Below are 17,869 nucleotides of genomic sequence, written 5' to 3'. Positions count from 1 at the left end.
CGCGATGGAGCGACGGAGAGGAGCCGTGGTGGCGAAGGAAGCCGCAGGGCGGGCGAGGCCGGGGAGGACCCCCGCGCCGGCCGGCCGGCGGGCCCGGCCGAGGCAGGCGGAGGTGGCCAGGCTCGCCGGTGTCTCCCAGGCGACGGTGTCCCTGGTGCTGTCCGGCCGCGACATCGCGACGGGCCGGCCGATCTCGGCGGAGACCCGGGCGAAGGTCCTGGACGCCGCCCACAGCCTCGGCTACGTCCCCGACCCGGCCGCCAGCCGGCTCGCCGCCGCCCGCAACAACCTGCTCGGCGTCTTCAGCTTCACCGCGACCTTCCCGACCGACGTCCGGCACTCGTACTACCCGTTCCTCGTCGGGGTGGAGCAGGAAGCCGCCGCGCAGGGCTACGACCTGGTGCTGTTCACCGGGTCGAGCACCGGGGGAGCGGGCGCGGGGGGAGCCGGCGCGCTCAACCGCGTACGGCTGGCGGACGGCTGCCTCTTCCTGGGCCGCCACGCCCCCGCGGACGAACTGCGCCGACTGGTCGCCGACGACTTCCCCGTCGTCCACGTCGGCCGGCGCGACGAGCCCGAGGGCCTCGCCTGGGTGGGTGCCGACTACGTCAGCGCCAGCCGCGAGGTCGTCACCGCGCTCGCCGGGCTCGGCCACCGGCGCGTCCTCCTCGTCCGCGAGGACGACGACGCCCCCGCCTCCACCGACCGCGAACGCGGCTTCCTTGACGGGCTCGCGGACAGCGGCCTGCCCGCCGGTCCTGACGCCGTGTTCCGCTCCGGCGACCCGCGCGGTGACCTCACCGCCGACCGGGTCCGTGCCTGGGTGGCCGACGGCGTCACGGCCTTCGTCGCCGAGGAGACCGACACCGGCGCCGCCTGGCGGGCCCTGCGCGCCGCCGTCGACCAGGCGGGTCTGGACTGTCCCGGCCAGGTGTCGCTCGCGCTGCTCGGCAGCCCGCCCGCCGACCTCGCCGGTGAACCCGCGCCGATGGGCTTCGACATCCCGCGCCCCGCGCTGGGCGCCGAGGCCGTACGGCTGCTCGCCGCCCGTATCGCGGGCGGGCCCGCCGAGGGCACCCTCGTCGCCTGCGCCTTCAGGCCCGGCGCGACCGCGGGCCCACCCCCGGCCGCCCCCTGAACCACCGAGCCCACAGCACCGACCGCACCACCTAAGGAGCAGCAGCGTGATACCGGAACCCGACATCCTCGTCGTCGGCGGCGGCCTCGGCGGCGTCGCCGCGGCGCTCGCCGCCTGCCGGGCCGGCCGCAGTGTCGTCCTGACCGAGGAGACGGACTGGATCGGCGGCCAGCTCACCAGCCAGGCCGTGCCGCCCGACGAGCACCCGTGGGTCGAACAGTTCGGCACCACCGCCACCTACCGGCGACTGCGCGAGGGCATCCGCCAGTACTACCGCCAGTGGTACCCCCTGCGCGCCGAGGCCGCCGCCCTCACCGACCTCAACCCGGGCGCCGGCCGGGTCAGCAAGCTCTGCCACGAGCCGCGCGTCGCCCTCGCCGTCCTGGAGGGCATGCTCGCCCCGCACCGGGCGGCCGGACGGCTCACCGTCCTCACCGAGCACCGGCCGGTGGCCGCCGAGGCCGACAACGATGTCGTACGCGCCGTCACGCTGGAGGACCTCCGCGACGGCACCCGCCGCACCGTCCCCGCCCGCTACGTCCTGGACGCCACCGAGACCGGCGAACTGCTCCACCTCGCGGGCGTCGAGCACGTCAACGGCGCCGAGTCCCGGGCCGAGTTCGACGAACCGCACGCCCCCGACGAGGCCCAGCCGGGCAACCAGCAGGGCATCACCGTCTGCTTCGCCCTCTCCCACCACGAGGGCCAGGACCACACCATCGACCGGCCCGCCGACTACGACTTCTGGCGCGACTACAAGCCCGACTTCTGGCCGGGACCGCTGCTCGGCTTCGAGGCCCCCGACCCGCGCACCCTGGAACCGGTGCCGCGCACCTTCGAACCCAACCCCGACCTCGACCCGCTGGCCGTCAGCGCCGACCAGAGCGCCGACGCGGGCGACAAGGAACTGTGGGGCTTCCGCCGCATCCTCGCCCGCAAGCTGCACACCGACGGCGCCTTCGACTCCGACATCACCCTCGTCAACTGGCCGCTCAACGACTACTGGCTGAGGCCCTACATCGGCCAGGAGGCCGAAGCCCTGCGCGAGGCACGGCAGTTGTCCCTGTCCGTGCTGTACTGGCTGCAGACCGAGGCGCCCCGCTCCGACGGCGGCACCGGCTTCCCCGGGCTGCGCCCGCGCCCCGACGTGATGGGCACCGCCGACGGCCTCGCCAAGGCCGCCTACGTCCGCGAGTCCCGCCGTATCAAGGCCGTCACCACCGTCACCGAGCACGACGTCTCCATCGACCTGCTCGGACCCTACGGCCGCACCCGCCACCGCGACTCCGTGGGCGTCGGCAACTACCGCATCGACCTGCACCCCTCCACCGGCGGCGACGGGTACGTCGACATCGGCTCCGTCCCCTTCGAGATTCCGCTCGGCGCGCTCGTCCCGCGCCGGGTGCGCAACCTGCTGCCGGCCGGCAAGAACCTGGGCACCACCCACATCACCAACGGCTGCTACCGCCTGCACCCCGTGGAGTGGAACGTCGGCGAGGTCGCCGGAGCCCTCGCCGCCCACTGCCTCGCCGAGGACGTCGAGCCGCACGAGGTGCAGGCCGAGGACAAGAGGTTCGAGGAGTTCGCCAGGGTGCTCGACCGCGACGGCGTACAGCGTCACTGGCCCGACGTCAGGGGCTACTGAACGACCCCGCGCGGGACGGGAGTCGGGCGGGGCAGCACCACCTGCCCCGCCCGGTGACCGCCCGCGTGCGGACCGACCCAGCACAAGGAGGTGCCCGGACATGACCACCCACCGCATCCGCGTCGGCATCGACGTGGGCGGAACCTTCACCGACGCCGTGGCGGTCGACGCCACGACGCTCGCGCTCGTGGGCCAGGTGAAGGTCCCCACGAGCCACCATCACGAGGACGGTGTCGCGCACGGCATCGTCGAGGCACTGGACCGGCTGCTGAAGCAGACCGGACACGCACCCGCCGACGTGGCCTTCCTGGCGCACGGCACGACCCAGGCTACCAACGCCCTGCTGGAGGGCGACGTCGCCACCGTCGGCCTGATCGGCATCGGCACCGGCGGCGGAACGTACTTCACCCGCAGGCTCGCCACGCTCGCCAAGCTCGAACTCACCCCCGGCAAACGGCTGCCGCTGCACTACGCGCACGTCCCCGACCCCGAGGACGCACCCGCCGTACGGGCCGCCGTCGAACAGCTCACCGCCGCCGGTGCCCAGGCCCTGGTGGCCAGCGAACCCTTCGGCGTCGACCGGCCCGAAGGCGAGGAGGCGGTCGCCGACGCGGCCCGCACCACCGGCCTGCCGACCACCGCCGCGCACGAGATCACCTCCCTGTACGGGCTGCGCAAACGCACCCGCACCGCCGTCGTCAACGCGGCGATCCTGCCGCGCATGCTGGCCACCGCCGACCTCGTCGACGCCTCCATCACCAAGGCCGGTGTCACCGCGCCGCTGATGGTGATGCGCTGCGACGGGGGAGTGATGTCCCTGGACGAGATGCGTCGCAGGCCCCTGCTGACCGTGCTGTCCGGTCCGGCCGCCGGTGTCGCCGGCGCGCTCATGCAGGAACGCGTCAGCGAGGGCGTGTTCCTGGAGACCGGCGGCACCTCGACCGACATCAGCGTCGTCAAGCGCGGCAAGGTCGCGGTACGGCACGCCGTGCTGCTCGGCCAGAGCTCCTACCTCAACGCCCTCGACGTCCGCACCGTCGGCGTCGGCGGCGGCTCCATGGTGCGCGTCTCCGGCGGCCGGGTCACCGGTACCGGACCGCGCAGCGCGCACATCGCCGGGCTGCCGTACGCCTGTTACGCCGACCCGGCCGACCTGCGGGACGCGAAGCTGACCACGATCAGCCCGCTGCCCGGCGACCCCGCCGACTACGCGGTCCTGGACGCGGCGGGCGGCCGGTTCGCCCTCACCATGACCTGCGCCGCCAACGCGCTGGGCCGGGTCCCCGAAGGCGACTTCGCCCACGCCGACCCCGGCACCGCCCGCGCCGCGCTGGCCCCGCTCGCCGCCGCCCTCGGCACCGACGTGGACACCGCCGCCGCCCGGCTCCTGGACGCCGGCACCGACCAGGTGAGGTCCGTCGTGGACGACCTGGTGCGCGAGTACCGCCTCGACACCGACACCGCCGTCCTGGTCGGCGGGGGCGGCGGCGCCGCCTCGGTCACCCCGCACCTGGCCGCCCGCTCCGGCATGACCGGCCGCATCGCCCAGCACAACGAGGTCATCAGCCCCATCGGTGTCGCCCTCGCCCTGGTACGGGAACAGGTCGAGCGGATCGTGCCGGGCGCCACCCAGGAGCAGATCCTCGCGGTGCGCGCCGAGGCCGAGCGCGCCGTGGTCGAACAGGGCGCCGCCGCCGACGGCGTCGAGGTCGAGGTCACCGTCGACCCGCAGACCAACGTCGTACGCGCCATCGCCACCGGCGCCACCGAACTGCGCACCCAGGACCGGGCCCACCGGGCCGACGACGCCGAGCGCCTGCGGCTGGCCGCCGCCAGCCTCAAGACCGACCCGTCCCACGTGCACGTGCTGGCGGGCACCCCCGCACACACCGTGTACGGCGCCGAGGTCCGCCGCCGCTTCCGGCCCGTCCGCCACCCGGTCCGGGTCGTCGACGCCGACGGGGTCGTACGCCACCACGCGCCCGACGCGCGGGTCGAGGCGACCACCGTCGCCGCCGCCCCCGAGGTGCTCGCCAAGCTGGTCACCGAGAACACCTCCTACGGCGACGGAGGCGTGCGCGCCCCCGCCGTGCGGCTGCTGCTCGGCTCCCGCATCGCCGACCTCTCCGGCGTCCTGGACCCGCAGTCGCTGCTCGCCCTGGCCCGCAGCGAACTGCGTTCCCGCGCCGCCGACGAACCGGTGGTCGCCGTACTGGAGGTGCGCGAGTGACCGTCAAGAACGCTCCCGTCCAGGCGGACCTCGCCGCCATCGACGACATCGGGTGGGCGGTGCGGCTGCTGGCCGCCACGCCGACCCACGAGCACCGCGACCCGGAGCTGCTGCGCCGGTGGGCGCGGGCGGCCGACGCGTTCGGCTCCGCCCTCGCACCCGTGGCGTGCGAGGCCCGGATCGTCGAGCGCGACGGCGGACTGGAACGCGGGCTGCTCGCCCGCTACACCTCCAGACCGCCCACCGTCGAGCTGTACACCGACACGGTCGAACTCGCCGAACGGGTCGTGGACGCCCGCGGCTGGCGCGACTGGTACCCGCCCGGCTCCGTACGGGCGGCCGCCCTCGCCCACGAGGCGGTGCACGTCCACCTCCACCACGGCCCCGAGAAGACCGCGCTGAAGCGCGCCCTGGGCCACAGCGCCCTGCGCCTGGGCCGGTTGCGCGTCCCCGGCCATGTCGCCGGGGCCGAGGAGGTGGCCGCCCACGCCTACGCCCGCACCGTCTGCGGACTCGGCCGCAGCCCCCTGCTGCTCACCGCCGCCCTGGCCGCCGAGACCGAGAACGGGGCCGAGGCCGAGACCCGGACCGGTTCCGCGGCCGGGAGCACCCCACCACCCGCACGTGACGCAAGAAGAGAGAACTGACCCATGGGTGTCGTCATCCTCCTCGTCATGGCGGCCGGCGTCGCCGCGATGCTCACCCGCAAGCTGCCCACCGCCTTCGCGCTGGTGCTGCTGGCCGTGGTCATCGCCTTCCTCTCCGGCGCGCCCCTGACGGGAAAGAACAGCGTCCTGGACACGGTGCTCCAGGAGGGCGCCCCGGCGCTCGCGGCGACGATGGTCGCCATCATCCTCGGCTCCTGGCTCGGCAAGCTGCTCGACGAGACCGGCATCGCCGGCACCCTCGTCCGCAAGATCGTCGAGTTCGGCGGCGACCGGCCCACCGTCGTCGCCCTCGGCGTCCTCGCCGTCTCGGCGCTCGTCGGCACGGTCACCGGCTCGGCACCGGCCGCGATGCTGGCCGGCATCATCGGCATCCCCGCCATGGTGGCCGTCGGCGTGCCCAAGGTGACCGCCGCGGGCACGGTGCTGATGGGCATCGCGGTCGGGGTCCCCTTCGAACTGCCCGTCTGGCAGTTCTTCTCCACCGCCCTCGACCTGCCGGTCGACACCGTCCGCGGCTTCATGGTGAAGCTGTTCCCGTTCGCCCTGGTCGCCGCCGTCGCCTACGTCGTCATCGAGAACCGGCGGCGCGGCACCGAGCACGCCTGGTCGCTCACATCGGTCTCCGCGCGCCCCGCCCCGCGCCGCGAACGCCTCGGTGACGCACCCTGGTACGCGCTGCTCGCCCCCGTGATCCCGCTGGTCCTGGCCCTCGGCCTGGAAGTGGCCATCATCCCCTCGATGCTGGCCGGTGTGCTCTACGCGCTGGTCACCACCACCCGGCCCGGCGAGATGAACAAGCGGCTGCTGCGCACCCTGTACGGCGGCTTCGAGGTGGCCGCGCCGCCGCTCGCCCTGTTCGTGGCGATCGGCATCCTGCTCGCGGCCGTCAAACTCCCCGGCGCGGTGGACGCGCTGGAGCCGCTGATGAAGGCGGTCAGCCCGCAGAACCCGGTGCTGTTCGTCATCGTCTTCACCGTGCTGGTGCCGCTGTGCCTGTACCGCGGCCCGCTCAACGTGTTCGGGCTCGGCGCGGGCATCGCGGGCGTCCTCATCGCCACCGGCATCTACCCGGCCGTCGCCGTCCTCGGCATGGCCACCTCGTACAACCAGGTCTTCGGCGTCGCCGACCCCACCAGCACCCAGACCGTGTGGGCCGCACAGTACGCGGGCGTCAGTCCGCAGCAGGTCATGGTCCGCACCCTGCCCTACGTGTGGCTGGTCGCCCTCGGCGGCATGTGCGTCACCGCAGCCCTGTACCTCTGACCTCCCCCCTCTCCCAGGAGTCGACATGCACGAGCCGCACCTCGACCGCCGTCTGTTCCTGAAGGGCACGGCCGTCACCGGCGCCGCCCTCGCCCTGGGCGCCACCGCCGCGCCCACCGCCTCGGCCGCACCCGGCGGCTTCCCCGACTACACCTACGTCCGCACCCTGCTGACCCCGTCCCGGCTCGCCTACAACCCCACCGGCGAGATCATCTTCCCGACCGTCCGGGGCGTCTACGACCGGCTGCCCGCGAGCGGCCGACTGGGCCGCTACTACCTGTACTACGCCCCGCACGACGCCCCCGGCGGCATCTGCCTGGCCTACGGCGACTCGTTGGAGGGCCCCTTCACGGAGTACCCGCACAACCCGATCGTCTCCAACAAGTGGTCGCCGCACTACTCCGTCAGCCACGTCTCCTCACCGCACGTGATGTGGCACGCCGGGAGGAAGGAGATGTGGCTGTACTTCCACGGCGAGAACACCACGACCAGGCTCGCCCGCTCCTCCGACGGCATCCACTTCACCTACGACAAGGTCGTGCTGAGCACCTCGATGCTGCCGTCCGGCACCACCGAGACCTCGTACGCGCGGGTCTTCCCGCACGAACTTCCCTCGCGCGGCGCCCACTACGTCATGGTCTTCATGATCAACAACTCCACCAACCACCGCGACATCGGCTGGGGCTGGTCCGCCGACGGCCGCACCTGGACGTTCTCCCAGGAGCCCCTGGTGCGCCACGGCGACGTCGGCGCGGTCAACGTGGGCGGGCCGCACCTGCTGCACCGGAACAACAGCACGTACGTCGTCTACAACAAGGACAAGGAGAGCGGCGGCGACCTGATGATCACCGAGGTCGGCAACGACTTCTCGCTCCGCAGGCACCTAGGCGTCTTCTACGACTCCCGCGGCTCCGCGCCGGAGAACGGCCGCGCGGCCGCCCCGTCCTTCGGCACCGACCGCGGCGTCCCGTACATGATCTACGAGGCGGGGGAGCGGCTGGCGGGTTCGATCGCGATGGCCCGCGGCTGACCCCGGTCCGCCACCGCACACGGCAGCGGGGCCGCGCGTCCGGATCGGACGGGCGGCCCCGCTGTCTTCTCGCCGGGTGCCTCAGGCGACGGGCGCCGGGTCCTTGTCGGTCGGCGCGGCACCGCCCTCGCCGGCCTCCTCGGCCAGGCGCTCCATGCCGCTGGTTGTCTTCAGCGGCTTCTCCTTGATGAAGACGACGGCGACCAGCGCGAGCACCGCGAACGGCGTGGCGATCAGGAACAGGTCGGCCGTGGCGACGGCGTAGGCGTGCTCGATGATCGTCCGCATCGGGGCGGGCAGCGTGGACATGTCCGGGACGCCGCCCTCGCCCGAGCCGCCGCCACCGCCGGGGACGGTGACGCCCGCGTTGCTGAGCCCCTTGGCCGTCTCGCTGGCGACCCGGTTGGCGAGGATCGCGCCGAGGACGCTGACGCCGATGGTGCCGCCCATGCTGCGGAAGAACGACAGCACGGAGGTCGCGGCGCCCAGGTCGGTGGCGGGCACGTCGTTCTGGGCGGCCAGCACCAGGTTCTGCATCAGCATGCCGACGCCGACACCCAGGATCGCCATGTAGAGGCTGAGCAGGCCGAAGTTGGTCTTCGCGTCGATCGTGGCCAGCAGCGCGAGACCGACGGACATGATCACCGCGCCCGCCACCAGGTACCGCTTCCACTTGCCGGTCCGGCTGATCACCTGTCCGGCGACGGTGGACGACACCAGCAGGCCGAGGATCATCGGCAGGCTCATCAGACCCGCGACGGTCGGCGACTTGCCCAGCGAGATCTGGAAGTACTGCGAGAGGAAGACCGTCCCGCCGAACATGGCGACACCGACCAGGAGACTGGCGACGGTGGTCAGGGTGACCGTGCGGTTCTTGAAGATGCCGAGCGGGATGACCGGCTCGGCGGTGCGGGACTCGACGACCACCGCCGCGACCAGCAGCAGTACGCCGCCGCCGGTGAGGACACCGGTCTGCCAGGACGCCCAGTCGAACTCGTTGCCGGCCAGCGACACCCAGATCAGCAGCGCGCAGACACCGGCGACGATCAGGAACGCGCCGAGCCAGTCGATGCGCACCTCGCGCTTGACCGTGGGCAGGCGCAGGGTGCGCTGGAGCAGGGCGATGGCGAGCAGGGCGAACGGCACGCCGATGAAGAAGCACCAGCGCCAGCCCAGCCACGAGGTGTCCACCAGGACGCCGCCGACCAGCGGCCCGGCCACGGTGCCCACGGCGAAGACGGCACCGAAGATGCCGGCGTACTTGCCCAGCTGGCGCGGCGGGATGACGGAGGCCATCACGACCTGCGCGAGCGCCGTCAGACCGCCCGCGCCGATGCCCTGCACCACCCGGCTGAAGATCAGCAGGCCGACGCCGTGCGAGAAGCCGGCCAGCAGCGAGCCGACCACGAACATGCTCAGCGAGAGCTGGAGCAGCAGCTTCTTGTTGAAGAGGTCGGACAGCTTGCCCCACAGGGGCACCGTGGCGGTCATCGCCAGCAGTTCGGAGGTGACGACCCAGGTGTAGGACGACTGGCTGGCGCCCAGGTCGGCGATGATCGTGGGCAGCGCGTTGGCCACGACCGTACCGGCCAGGATCGCGACGAACATGCCGGCCATCAGGCCCGACATGGCCTGGAGTATCTGCCGGTGGGTCATCGAGGTGGGAGGCGCGTCGGCGGGCGCCTGGGTAGCGGTCACGGCATCTCTTTCGTGTGGTGGGTCCTGGTGGGTCGCGAGCCCGGCGCGGAGGCTACGCGGGGGGTGCCGGGAGACCGGCGGCAAGAAGGGTGAACACCTCGTGGAAGACGTCGAGGAAGACGGCTTCCTCCTGGTGGGCGGACCAGTGGTCCATGCTGGTGCGCACCGCGGCGCCCGCCACCGCGGCCAGCAGCCGCGGGTAGAGCCCCGACCCGGGGCCGGGCTCCGGCCCGGGCCCGGTGGCGTCCGGGAGGCCGACCCGGCGCAGTCGTTCGGCGATGGCGTCGGCCAGGTCCGCCTCGGCCGCCATGTGGGCCCCGACACCGCGCGCCAGGAGGTGCGGCGAGGCGTGCAGGACCTTGGCGTGCAGCCGCCACAGTTCGTGCTGCTGTTCCGCCTCGGCCAGCTCCGCCGCCATGGCCTCGCGCAGGGCTGCCAGCGGGGAGAGTTCGGCCGGTGCTTCCAGGACGGCGCGCCGCATGCGTGCGCCGGCGTCCGCGTCGACCACCACGAAGGCGTCGTCACGGCTGTCGAAGTAGTTGAAGAAGGTACGCACGGACACACCGGCCGCGGCGCTGATCGCCTCGACAGTGACCTTCTCCGCCCCGTGTTCGGCGGCGAGCCTTACCGCGGCTTCGGACAGGGCGGCACGCGTGGCCCGCTTCTTCCGCTCCCGCAGTCCGCCCCTCGCGGCACCCTTCTCCGACATAAGTTGCATGATATGCAAAGATGCACGACATGCAAAATTGGCCGCCGTCCCGCGCCGGTGCCGGCGGCCCCGTCAAGGCGGGCCGCCGCCTGGTTCCGGCAACTCCTGTGTGAGGAGCAGAAGTTGGGGTATCCGCTGCACCAGCACGGTCGGCACCGGGGTCGGCGCCGGTGACGGCCGTGCTGTTCCCGTCACGCCCCGCCGCCCCGCCGCCCCGCGGCACCGGCGCTCCGTGACCCGTTCGGAACACCACGTGACCCGAACGGCCCTCTCGGGTACCCGCCCGGTCGGCGCAGGGTTGGGATGTGCACGGGCACCCCGTGCCCGCGCGCCCCGACCGGCTGTCCCGACACGGAAGGACCACCGATGTCCGTCGACACGCAGCAGGCGCCCCCCGAGCCGACCGACGAGGAGCTCGCCACCCTGGACGCCCACTGGCGCGCCTCCAACTACCTCGCCGTCGGCCAGATCTACCTGATGGCCAACCCCCTGCTGGCCGAACCCCTGCGCCCCGAGCACGTCAAGCCGCGCCTGCTCGGCCACTGGGGCACCTCACCCGGCCTCAACCTGGTCCACACCCACCTCAACCGGGTCATCAAGGCCCGTGACCTCGACGCCCTGTGCGTCTGGGGGCCCGGCCACGGCGGTCCCGCCGTGCTGGCCAACGCCTGGCTGGAGGGCTCGTACACCGAGACCTACCCGGACGTCACCCGGGACGCGGCCGGCATGGCCCGGCTGTTCAGGCAGTTCTCCTTCCCCGGCGGCGTACCGAGCCACGTCGCGCCCGAGACGCCGGGCTCGATCCATGAGGGCGGCGAACTGGGCTACGCGCTCTCGCACGCCTACGGCGCCGCCTTCGACCACCCGGACCTGGTGGTCGCCTGTGTGATCGGCGACGGCGAGGCGGAGACCGGCCCGCTGGCGACGTCCTGGCACTCCAACAAGTTCCTCGACCCGGTGCACGACGGCGCCGTCCTGCCGATCCTGCACCTCAACGGCTACAAGATCGCCAACCCGACGGTGCTCGCCCGCCTCCCGGAGGGCGAGCTCGACGAACTCCTGCGCGGCTACGGCCACGACCCGATCCACGTCACCGGCGACGACCCGGCCGCGGTCCACCGCGCGACGGCCCACGCCATGGACACCGCCCTGGACCGCATCGCCGCGATCCAGCGCGCCGCCCGCGAGGAGGGCGCCACCGGCCGCCCCCGCTGGCCGATGATCGTCCTGAGCACCCCCAAGGGCTGGACCGGCCCGGCGGTGGTCGACGGACTGCCCGTGGAGAACACCTGGCGCGCCCACCAGGTGCCCCTGTCCGCCGTACGGACCAATCCCGAGCACCTCGCCCAGCTGGAGCAGTGGCTGCGCTCCTACCGGCCCGAAGAACTGTTCGACGACGCCGGAGCCCCGCGGCCCGCCGTCCTCGCCGCCGTCCCCGAGGGGCCGCGCCGCCTGGGCGCCACCCCCTTCGCCAACGGCGGCCTCCTGCTGCGCGAGCTGCCCATGCCCGCGCTGGAGAAGTACGCCGTGCCCGTCGACAAACCCGGCGCGAGCACGCACGAGCCCACCCGGGTCCTCGGCGACCTGCTCCGGGACGTCATGGACGCCACCGCCGACCGGCGCGACTTCCGGCTCGTCGGCCCCGACGAGACCGCCTCCAACCGCCTCCAGGCCGTCTACGCCGCCAGCGGCAAGGCCTGGCAGGAGCGGACGCTGCCCGTCGACGAGGACCTGGACCGGCACGGCCGCGTGATGGAGATCCTGTCCGAACACACCTGCCAGGGCTGGCTGGAGGGCTACCTCCTCACCGGCCGGCACGGACTGTTCTCCTGCTACGAGGCCTTCGTCCACATCGTCGACTCGATGGTCAACCAGCACGTCAAATGGCTGCGCGTCACCCGCCGCCTGCCCTGGCGCGCGCCGATCGCCTCCCTCAACTACCTGCTCACCTCGCACGTGTGGCGCCAGGACCACAACGGCTTCTCGCACCAGGACCCCGGTTTCGTCGACCACATCCTCAACAAGAGCCCCGAGGCGGTCCGGGTCTATCTGCCGCCGGACGCCAACACCCTGCTCTCCGTCGCCGACCACGCCCTGCGCAGCCGCGACTACGTCAACGTGATCGTCGCCGGCAAACAGCCCTGCTTCGACTGGCTGACCATGGAACAGGCGAAGGTGCACTGCGCGCGCGGCGCCGGCATCTGGGACTGGGCCGGCACCGAGGACGGCAGCCGCGAGCCCGACGTGGTGCTCGCCTGCGCGGGCGACGTACCGACCCAGGAGGTGCTGGCCGCCGCCCAGCTCGTCCGCCGCCACCTGCCCGACCTAGCCGTGCGCGTGGTGAACGTGGTGGACATCGCCCGCCTGCTGCCCAGCGGGGAACATCCGCACGGCATGAGCGACTTCGAGTACGACGGACTGTTCACCGCCGACAAGCCGGTGATCTTCGGGTACCACGGGTACCCCTGGCTGATCCACCGGCTCGCCTACCGGCGCACCGGCCACGCCCACCTGCACGTGCGCGGCTACAAGGAGATCGGGACCACCACCACCCCGTTCGACATGGTGGTCGGCAACGACCTGGACCGCTACCGCCTCGTCATGGACGTCATCGACCGCGTGCCCGGCCTCGCCGTGCGCGCCGCCGCCGTCCGGCAGCGGATGGAGGACGCCCGGTTGCGGCACCACGAATGGATCCGCGAACACGGTGTGGACCTGCCCGAGGTCGCCGACTGGACCTGGGAGGGCTCGCGGTGACCGCGACCCCCTCGTCCTGGGACTACGACCACTACGACCCCGCGGAGGAACGGCTGCGCGAGTCCCTGTGCACCCTCGGCAACGGCTACTTCGCCACCCGCGGCGCCCTGCCCGAGTGCGCCGCCGACGACGTGCACTACCCGGGCACCTACGTGGCCGGCTGCTACAACCGGCTCACCTCCGCCGTCGCGGGGCGCGAGGTCGAGAACGAGGACATGGTCAACCTCCCCAACTGGCTGCCGCTGCGCTTCAGGACCGCCGGAGGGGACTGGCTCACGCCCGACACCGCCGAGGTGCTCGACCACCGTCAGACCGTGCACCTGGACTCGGGCGTCCTGGAGCGCCTCACCCGCTTCGGGCTCGACGGAGAGCGCCTGCTGTCCGTGCGCCAGCTGCGCCTGGTGCACATGGCCGATCCCCACCTCGCCGCCCTGCGCACGGAGTTCACCGTCGAGGGCGGCCCGGCCGACCTGGAGGTGGAGGCGGCCCTCGACGGCGGCGTCACCAACTCCGGCGTGCCGCGCTACCGGGACCTCGACGGCCACCACCTCACCCACGTGCACACCGACAGCGCCGACGACGACATGGTGTGGCTGCGCTGCCGGACCCGCACCTCGGACATCCGGATCGGCATGGCCGCCCGCACCACCGCCGACGCACCGGTCACCGCGGCCCGTGAGCACCTGTGCGTCACCCAGCGCGCCGGCCTGCGCGCCGAACCGGGCCGCACCGTCACCGTCGACAAGGTCGTGGCCCTGCACACCTCGCGCGACCCGGCGATCAGCGACCCGCTCCAGGCCGCGATCGAGCGGGTGGCCGGAGCCCCCGGCTTCGACGACCTGATGGTCAGCCACCGCGCCGCCTGGGGCCAGTTGTGGCGCCGCGCCGAACTGGACGTCCCCGGCGAGGCGGGCAGCATCCTGCGCCTGCACCTCTTCCACGTGCTGCAGACCCTCTCCCCGCACACCGCCGACCTCGACGTGGGCGTACCGGCGCGCGGACTGCACGGGGAGGCCTACCGCGGCCACGTCTTCTGGGACGAGCTGTTCGTCCTGCCCTACCTGAACCTGCACTTCCCGGAGGTCTCCCGCGCCCTGCTGCACTACCGGCACCGCCGCCTGGAGAAGGCCCGCTCCGCGGCCCGCGCGATCGGCAGGCGCGGCGCGCTCTACCCCTGGCAGAGCGGCAGCGACGGCCGCGAGGAGACCCAGCAGCTGCACCTCAACCCGCGCTCGGGCCGCTGGCTCCCCGACCACTCCCACCTCCAGCACCACGTGGGATCGGCCATCGCGTACAACGTGTGGCAGTACTGCGAGGCGAGCGGCGACGCCGAGTTCCTGCACACCAAGGGAGCCGAGACGCTGCTGCAGATCGCGCGCTTCTGGGCCGACTCCGCCACCTGGGACGAGCGGCTCGGCCGGCACCGCATCCGGGGCGTCGTCGGCCCCGACGAATACCACGAGGCCTACCCCGGAGCCGCCCGGCCGGGCCTGGACGACAACGCCTACACCAACGTCACCGCCGCCTGGGTGCTCTCCCGCACCCTCGACGTCCTCGCCGACCTGCCCGAACCCCGCCGCCGCGAACTCGTCGAGCGCACCGCCCTGGACGACGCGGAACTGGAACAGTGGGACAGCGTCTCCCGCACCCTCCACGTCCCCTTCCACGAGGGCGTCGTCAGCCAGTTCGAGGGGTACGGCGAACTCGCCGAACTCGACTGGGCGGGCTACCGCGAGCGGTACGGCGACATCCGGCGCCTCGACCGTCTCCTGGAGGCCGAGAACGACAGCGTCAACAACTACCAGGCGTCCAAGCAGGCCGACGTCCTCATGCTGGGCTACCTGTTCTCCCCGGCCGAACTCCGTTCACTGTTCCGGCGGTTGGGCTACAGCCTCGACGAGCGGACCTGGCAGCGCACCGTCGACCACTACCTGGCCCGCACCAGTCACGGCTCCACCCTCAGCGGACTCGTCCACGGCTGGATCCTGGCCCGCGCCCGCCGCGCCGAGGCCTGGACGTACGTCCAGGAGGCGCTCAAGGGCGACGTCGCCGACCTCCAGGGCGGCACCACCGGCGAGGGCATCCACCTGGGCGCCATGGCGGGCACCCTCGACCTCGTCCAGCGCGGCCTGACCGGCCTGGAGACCCGCGCGGGCGCCCTGTGGCTGGACCCGGTGCCGCTGCCGGAGCTGTCGTCGTACGGTTTCTCCGTGCGCTACCAGGGCCACTGGGGCGTGCGGTTCCGGCTGGAGCACGGCCGGCTGGAGATCGCCGTGCCCGCGGTCGGTCCGCTGCCGATCGACGTCCGGCTGCCCGACCGCGAGGTGCGCCTCCAGCCGGGCGACACCTGCCGGCTGGTGCTGCCGGACTGACCGGCGGTCCGCTCGGCCCCGTCGGCCGGTCAGCCGGGCAAGGGGTAGGTCACCGTGCGGGGGGACCCGTCCGGCCTGCCGTCGGTGTAGGTGAGGGTGATCCGGGTGAAGTGCGCCTGGCCCGTGCCCTGCTCCCCGCCCGTCGGCATGTCGAGCCGCACGGTCACCGGGTAGGAGTGGAAGGCGCCCGCGGCACAGTAGGGGTCGCAGTCGTTCACGGCGTTCGTGCCCCGGCCCACGGCGGCCTGCGGGTCCCAGCGGAACCAGCGCAGGGAGACCAGGCGGCTGTTGCCGTCCCCGCAGGCGAGCACGTACGCCGCGGGCCCGATCTGCGGCTGCCCGGAGCAGTCGACCAGCACCGGATCCTGCGTCTGCTGGGTCCGCGCCGCGGGCTGTGCCGACGGTGCGGCGGATGCCGTGCCCACCAGGGGTACTGCGAGCGCGGCGGCGGCACAGAGTGTGACCGCTGCCCTCATCGGGTTCCTGCCCATGTCTGCTCCCGCCGTCTCGGGGTCGCTTGCCTCCGCTTTCCCCTTTCTCCGTTCCGACCGTACGACCGTGTCCGTGAACGCACCACTCGTACGGAGCAGCGGCCGGGACCGCCGGGGCGTCGGTCCGCACGCCGGCCCGGCCCTCCGGTTCGTGCGACAAGACGCCGATTGCATCCCCCGAGTGGTCCTCGCGGCGGCCCGCAACCGCAGTCCGCGCCCCGGTGTCTCATGCCGTCAAGAACGGCGCCCCGCCCGGGCGCCCCCTCACGTGGAGGACCGCGGTATGCACCCGACGACTGCTCCGACCGCCGCCGCCCCGACGCACTCGCACGCCCGCGACACGGGCGACTTCCTGCTCCAGCCGCCGGACCCCGCCCGGCGCGTCCCCTGCCGCGTCGACCCCGTCGACCTGCGCCGCCTCGACCTGCTCGCCCTGCTGACCGCCGCCGGCATCGCGCCCTCGGCCGGGGACCGGGCCGCCATCGAGCAGCTCAGCGTGCTCCCCGGCAGCGTGCACACGGCACTGCACCGGTGGCTGGAACAGGCGTACGGGTTCTGCCGCTGAGCTCAGAAGTCGACCGGGTCACGCACCAGCGGACACGTCATGCAGTGCCCGCCGCCGCGCCCCCGGCCCAGTTCCGCGCCCACGATGGTGACGACCTCCACCCGGGCCTCGCGCAGCAGGGCGTTGGTCAGGGTGTTGCGGTCGTAGGTGAACACCACGCCCGGTTCCACCGCGACCGCGTTGTTGCCGCTGTCCCACTGCTGGCGCTCGGAGGCGTAGGCGTCGCCGCCCGTCTCCACCACCCGCAGCTTCGGCAGCCCGAGCGCCTTGGCGACGACCTCGACGAAGGGCGTCGTCCCCTCGTCGACGACGTCCAAGCCGGGGGCCCGGTCGCCGGGGCGCAGCGAGAAGGTGTGCACCGCGTCCATGATGCGGGGGTAGAGGGTCACCACGTCGCGGTCGGCGAACGTGAAGACCGTGTCCAGGTGCATGGCGGACCGCAGCTTCGGCATCCCCGCGACGACGACGTGCTCGGCGGCGCCGTTGCGGAACAGCGCGGCGGCGACCTGCGTGATGGCCTGCCGCGAGGTGCGCTCGCTCATGCCCATGAGGACGACCCCGTTGCCCACCGGCATGATGTCGCCGCCCTCGAAGGTGGCCTGCCCCCAGTCCTGCTCGGGGTCGCCCCACCACACCGTCGAGCCCCTGAAGTCGGGGTGGAAGGTGTAGATCGCCTTCATCAGCAGCGTCTCGTCGTGCCGCGCGGACCAGTACAGCGGGTTGAGGGTGAGACCGCCGTACAGCCAGCAGGTGGTGTCGCGCGTGTACAGGGTGTTGGGCAGCGGGGGCATCAGGTACTCGCGGGCGCCGGTGGACTCGCGGGCCAGTGCGAGGTGCGGGGAGCGGAAGTCCTCGGGCAGGTCGGTGGTGGCGAGCCCGCCGATGAGGTAGTCGGCGAGTTCCCGCGGCGACAGGCTCTCCAGATAGGCGCGGGTGGCGTCGATGAGACCGATGCCGACCTGGTTGGCGACGATCTTGCGGTCCAGGAGCCATGCCCTGGCCTCCGGAAGGGCCATGATCTGCGCCAGCAGGTCGTGCAGCTCCACCACCTCCACCCCGCGCCGGCGCAGTTCACCGACGAAGGCGGCGTGGTCGCGCTGGGCGTTCTCCACCCACATGACGTCGTCGAAGAGCAACTCGTCGGAGTTGGTGGGGGTCAGCCGCCGGTGCGCAAGGCCGGGGGAGCACACCAGGACCTTGCGCAGCCTGCCGACCTCGGAATGGACGCCGAGCGCGGGCCTCACGGCGCTCTCGTTGCTGGTCACACGGCCTCCTTGAGGGATGCGGGACGAGATGGGGAAGA

General features: G+C 72.9%; 13 protein-coding genes. 9 read left to right on the top strand and 4 right to left on the bottom strand.

Annotation, left to right across the window (positions count from 1 at the left end):
* Positions 1 to 112 precede the first annotated feature (112 nt).
* The 6 genes from ACZ56V_RS23995 to ACZ56V_RS23970 all read left to right on the top strand — a co-directional run bounded on the left by ACZ56V_RS23995 (position 113) and on the right by ACZ56V_RS23970 (position 7,974).
* Entirely contained in the window at positions 113 to 1,138 is a 1,026-nt protein-coding gene (locus tag ACZ56V_RS23995) for a LacI family DNA-binding transcriptional regulator (protein ID WP_468945227.1), read from the top strand.
* Positions 1,139 to 1,184: 46 nt separating this feature from the next.
* Positions 1,185 to 2,783: an FAD-dependent oxidoreductase gene (locus tag ACZ56V_RS23990; RefSeq protein WP_398908575.1), complete on the top strand. Its 1,599-nt coding sequence runs from the start codon at positions 1,185 to 1,187 to the stop codon at positions 2,781 to 2,783.
* A 100-nt stretch (positions 2,784 to 2,883) separates the two neighbouring features.
* Entirely contained in the window at positions 2,884 to 5,013 is a 2,130-nt protein-coding gene (locus tag ACZ56V_RS23985) for a hydantoinase/oxoprolinase family protein (RefSeq protein WP_468945064.1), read from the top strand.
* Positions 5,010 to 5,660 carry a hypothetical protein gene (locus tag ACZ56V_RS23980; RefSeq protein ID WP_398908578.1) on the top strand — a complete coding sequence of 217 codons (651 nt, stop codon included), beginning with the start codon at positions 5,010 to 5,012 and terminating at the stop codon, positions 5,658 to 5,660. The genes ACZ56V_RS23985 and ACZ56V_RS23980 overlap by 4 nt, the downstream gene beginning before the upstream one ends.
* Positions 5,661 to 5,663: 3 nt before the next feature.
* Positions 5,664 to 6,944, top strand: coding sequence for a TRAP transporter large permease subunit (locus tag ACZ56V_RS23975; protein WP_356367927.1), 1,281 nt, complete (start codon positions 5,664 to 5,666; stop codon positions 6,942 to 6,944).
* Between the two features lie 25 nt (positions 6,945 to 6,969).
* Entirely contained in the window at positions 6,970 to 7,974 is a 1,005-nt protein-coding gene (locus ACZ56V_RS23970; RefSeq protein ID WP_467379984.1) for a twin-arginine translocation signal domain-containing protein, read from the top strand.
* Between the two features lie 81 nt (positions 7,975 to 8,055).
* On the opposite strand, the gene ACZ56V_RS23965 is transcribed toward ACZ56V_RS23970, so the two are convergent.
* Together ACZ56V_RS23965 and ACZ56V_RS23960 are read right to left on the bottom strand one after the other, a co-directional pair.
* On the bottom strand, positions 8,056 to 9,630 hold the full coding sequence (locus tag ACZ56V_RS23965; protein WP_398909395.1) for an MDR family MFS transporter: 1,575 nt from the start codon (positions 9,628 to 9,630) through the stop codon (positions 8,056 to 8,058).
* A gap of 94 nt (positions 9,631 to 9,724) precedes the next feature.
* Positions 9,725 to 10,390: a TetR/AcrR family transcriptional regulator gene (locus tag ACZ56V_RS23960; protein WP_398908583.1), complete on the bottom strand. Its 666-nt coding sequence runs from the start codon at positions 10,388 to 10,390 to the stop codon at positions 9,725 to 9,727.
* Positions 10,391 to 10,747: 357 nt separating this feature from the next.
* Between ACZ56V_RS23960 and ACZ56V_RS23955 the strand changes: the two genes are divergently transcribed.
* Together ACZ56V_RS23955 and ACZ56V_RS23950 are read left to right on the top strand one after the other, a co-directional pair.
* Positions 10,748 to 13,138 (top strand): phosphoketolase family protein, encoded by a 2,391-nt coding sequence (locus ACZ56V_RS23955; RefSeq protein WP_468945058.1) that lies wholly within the window; start codon positions 10,748 to 10,750, stop codon positions 13,136 to 13,138.
* Entirely contained in the window at positions 13,135 to 15,510 is a 2,376-nt protein-coding gene (locus ACZ56V_RS23950; RefSeq protein WP_468945055.1) for a glycoside hydrolase family 65 protein, read from the top strand. The genes ACZ56V_RS23955 and ACZ56V_RS23950 overlap by 4 nt, the downstream gene beginning before the upstream one ends.
* Positions 15,511 to 15,539: 29 nt before the next feature.
* Here the strand turns inward: ACZ56V_RS23950 and ACZ56V_RS23945 are convergent, their stop codons facing one another.
* Positions 15,540 to 16,001 (bottom strand): hypothetical protein, encoded by a 462-nt coding sequence (locus ACZ56V_RS23945; RefSeq protein ID WP_356367912.1) that lies wholly within the window; start codon positions 15,999 to 16,001, stop codon positions 15,540 to 15,542.
* A 283-nt stretch (positions 16,002 to 16,284) separates the two neighbouring features.
* Here ACZ56V_RS23945 and ACZ56V_RS23940 point away from each other — a divergent pair, with 283 nt between their 5' ends.
* Entirely contained in the window at positions 16,285 to 16,566 is a 282-nt protein-coding gene (locus ACZ56V_RS23940) for a hypothetical protein (RefSeq protein ID WP_398908588.1), read from the top strand.
* A 2-nt stretch (positions 16,567 to 16,568) separates the two neighbouring features.
* Here ACZ56V_RS23940 and ACZ56V_RS23935 read toward each other — a convergent pair whose 3' ends face one another.
* A complete protein-coding gene (locus ACZ56V_RS23935) occupies positions 16,569 to 17,831 on the bottom strand; it encodes an arginine deiminase (RefSeq protein WP_467379991.1) in 1,263 nt (420 codons plus the stop codon).
* Between the last annotated feature and the right edge of the window lie 38 nt (positions 17,832 to 17,869).

This window comes from Streptomyces sp. NPDC034099, from assembly GCF_055575415.1.
This window is presented reverse-complemented; position numbering and strand designations above follow the sequence as displayed.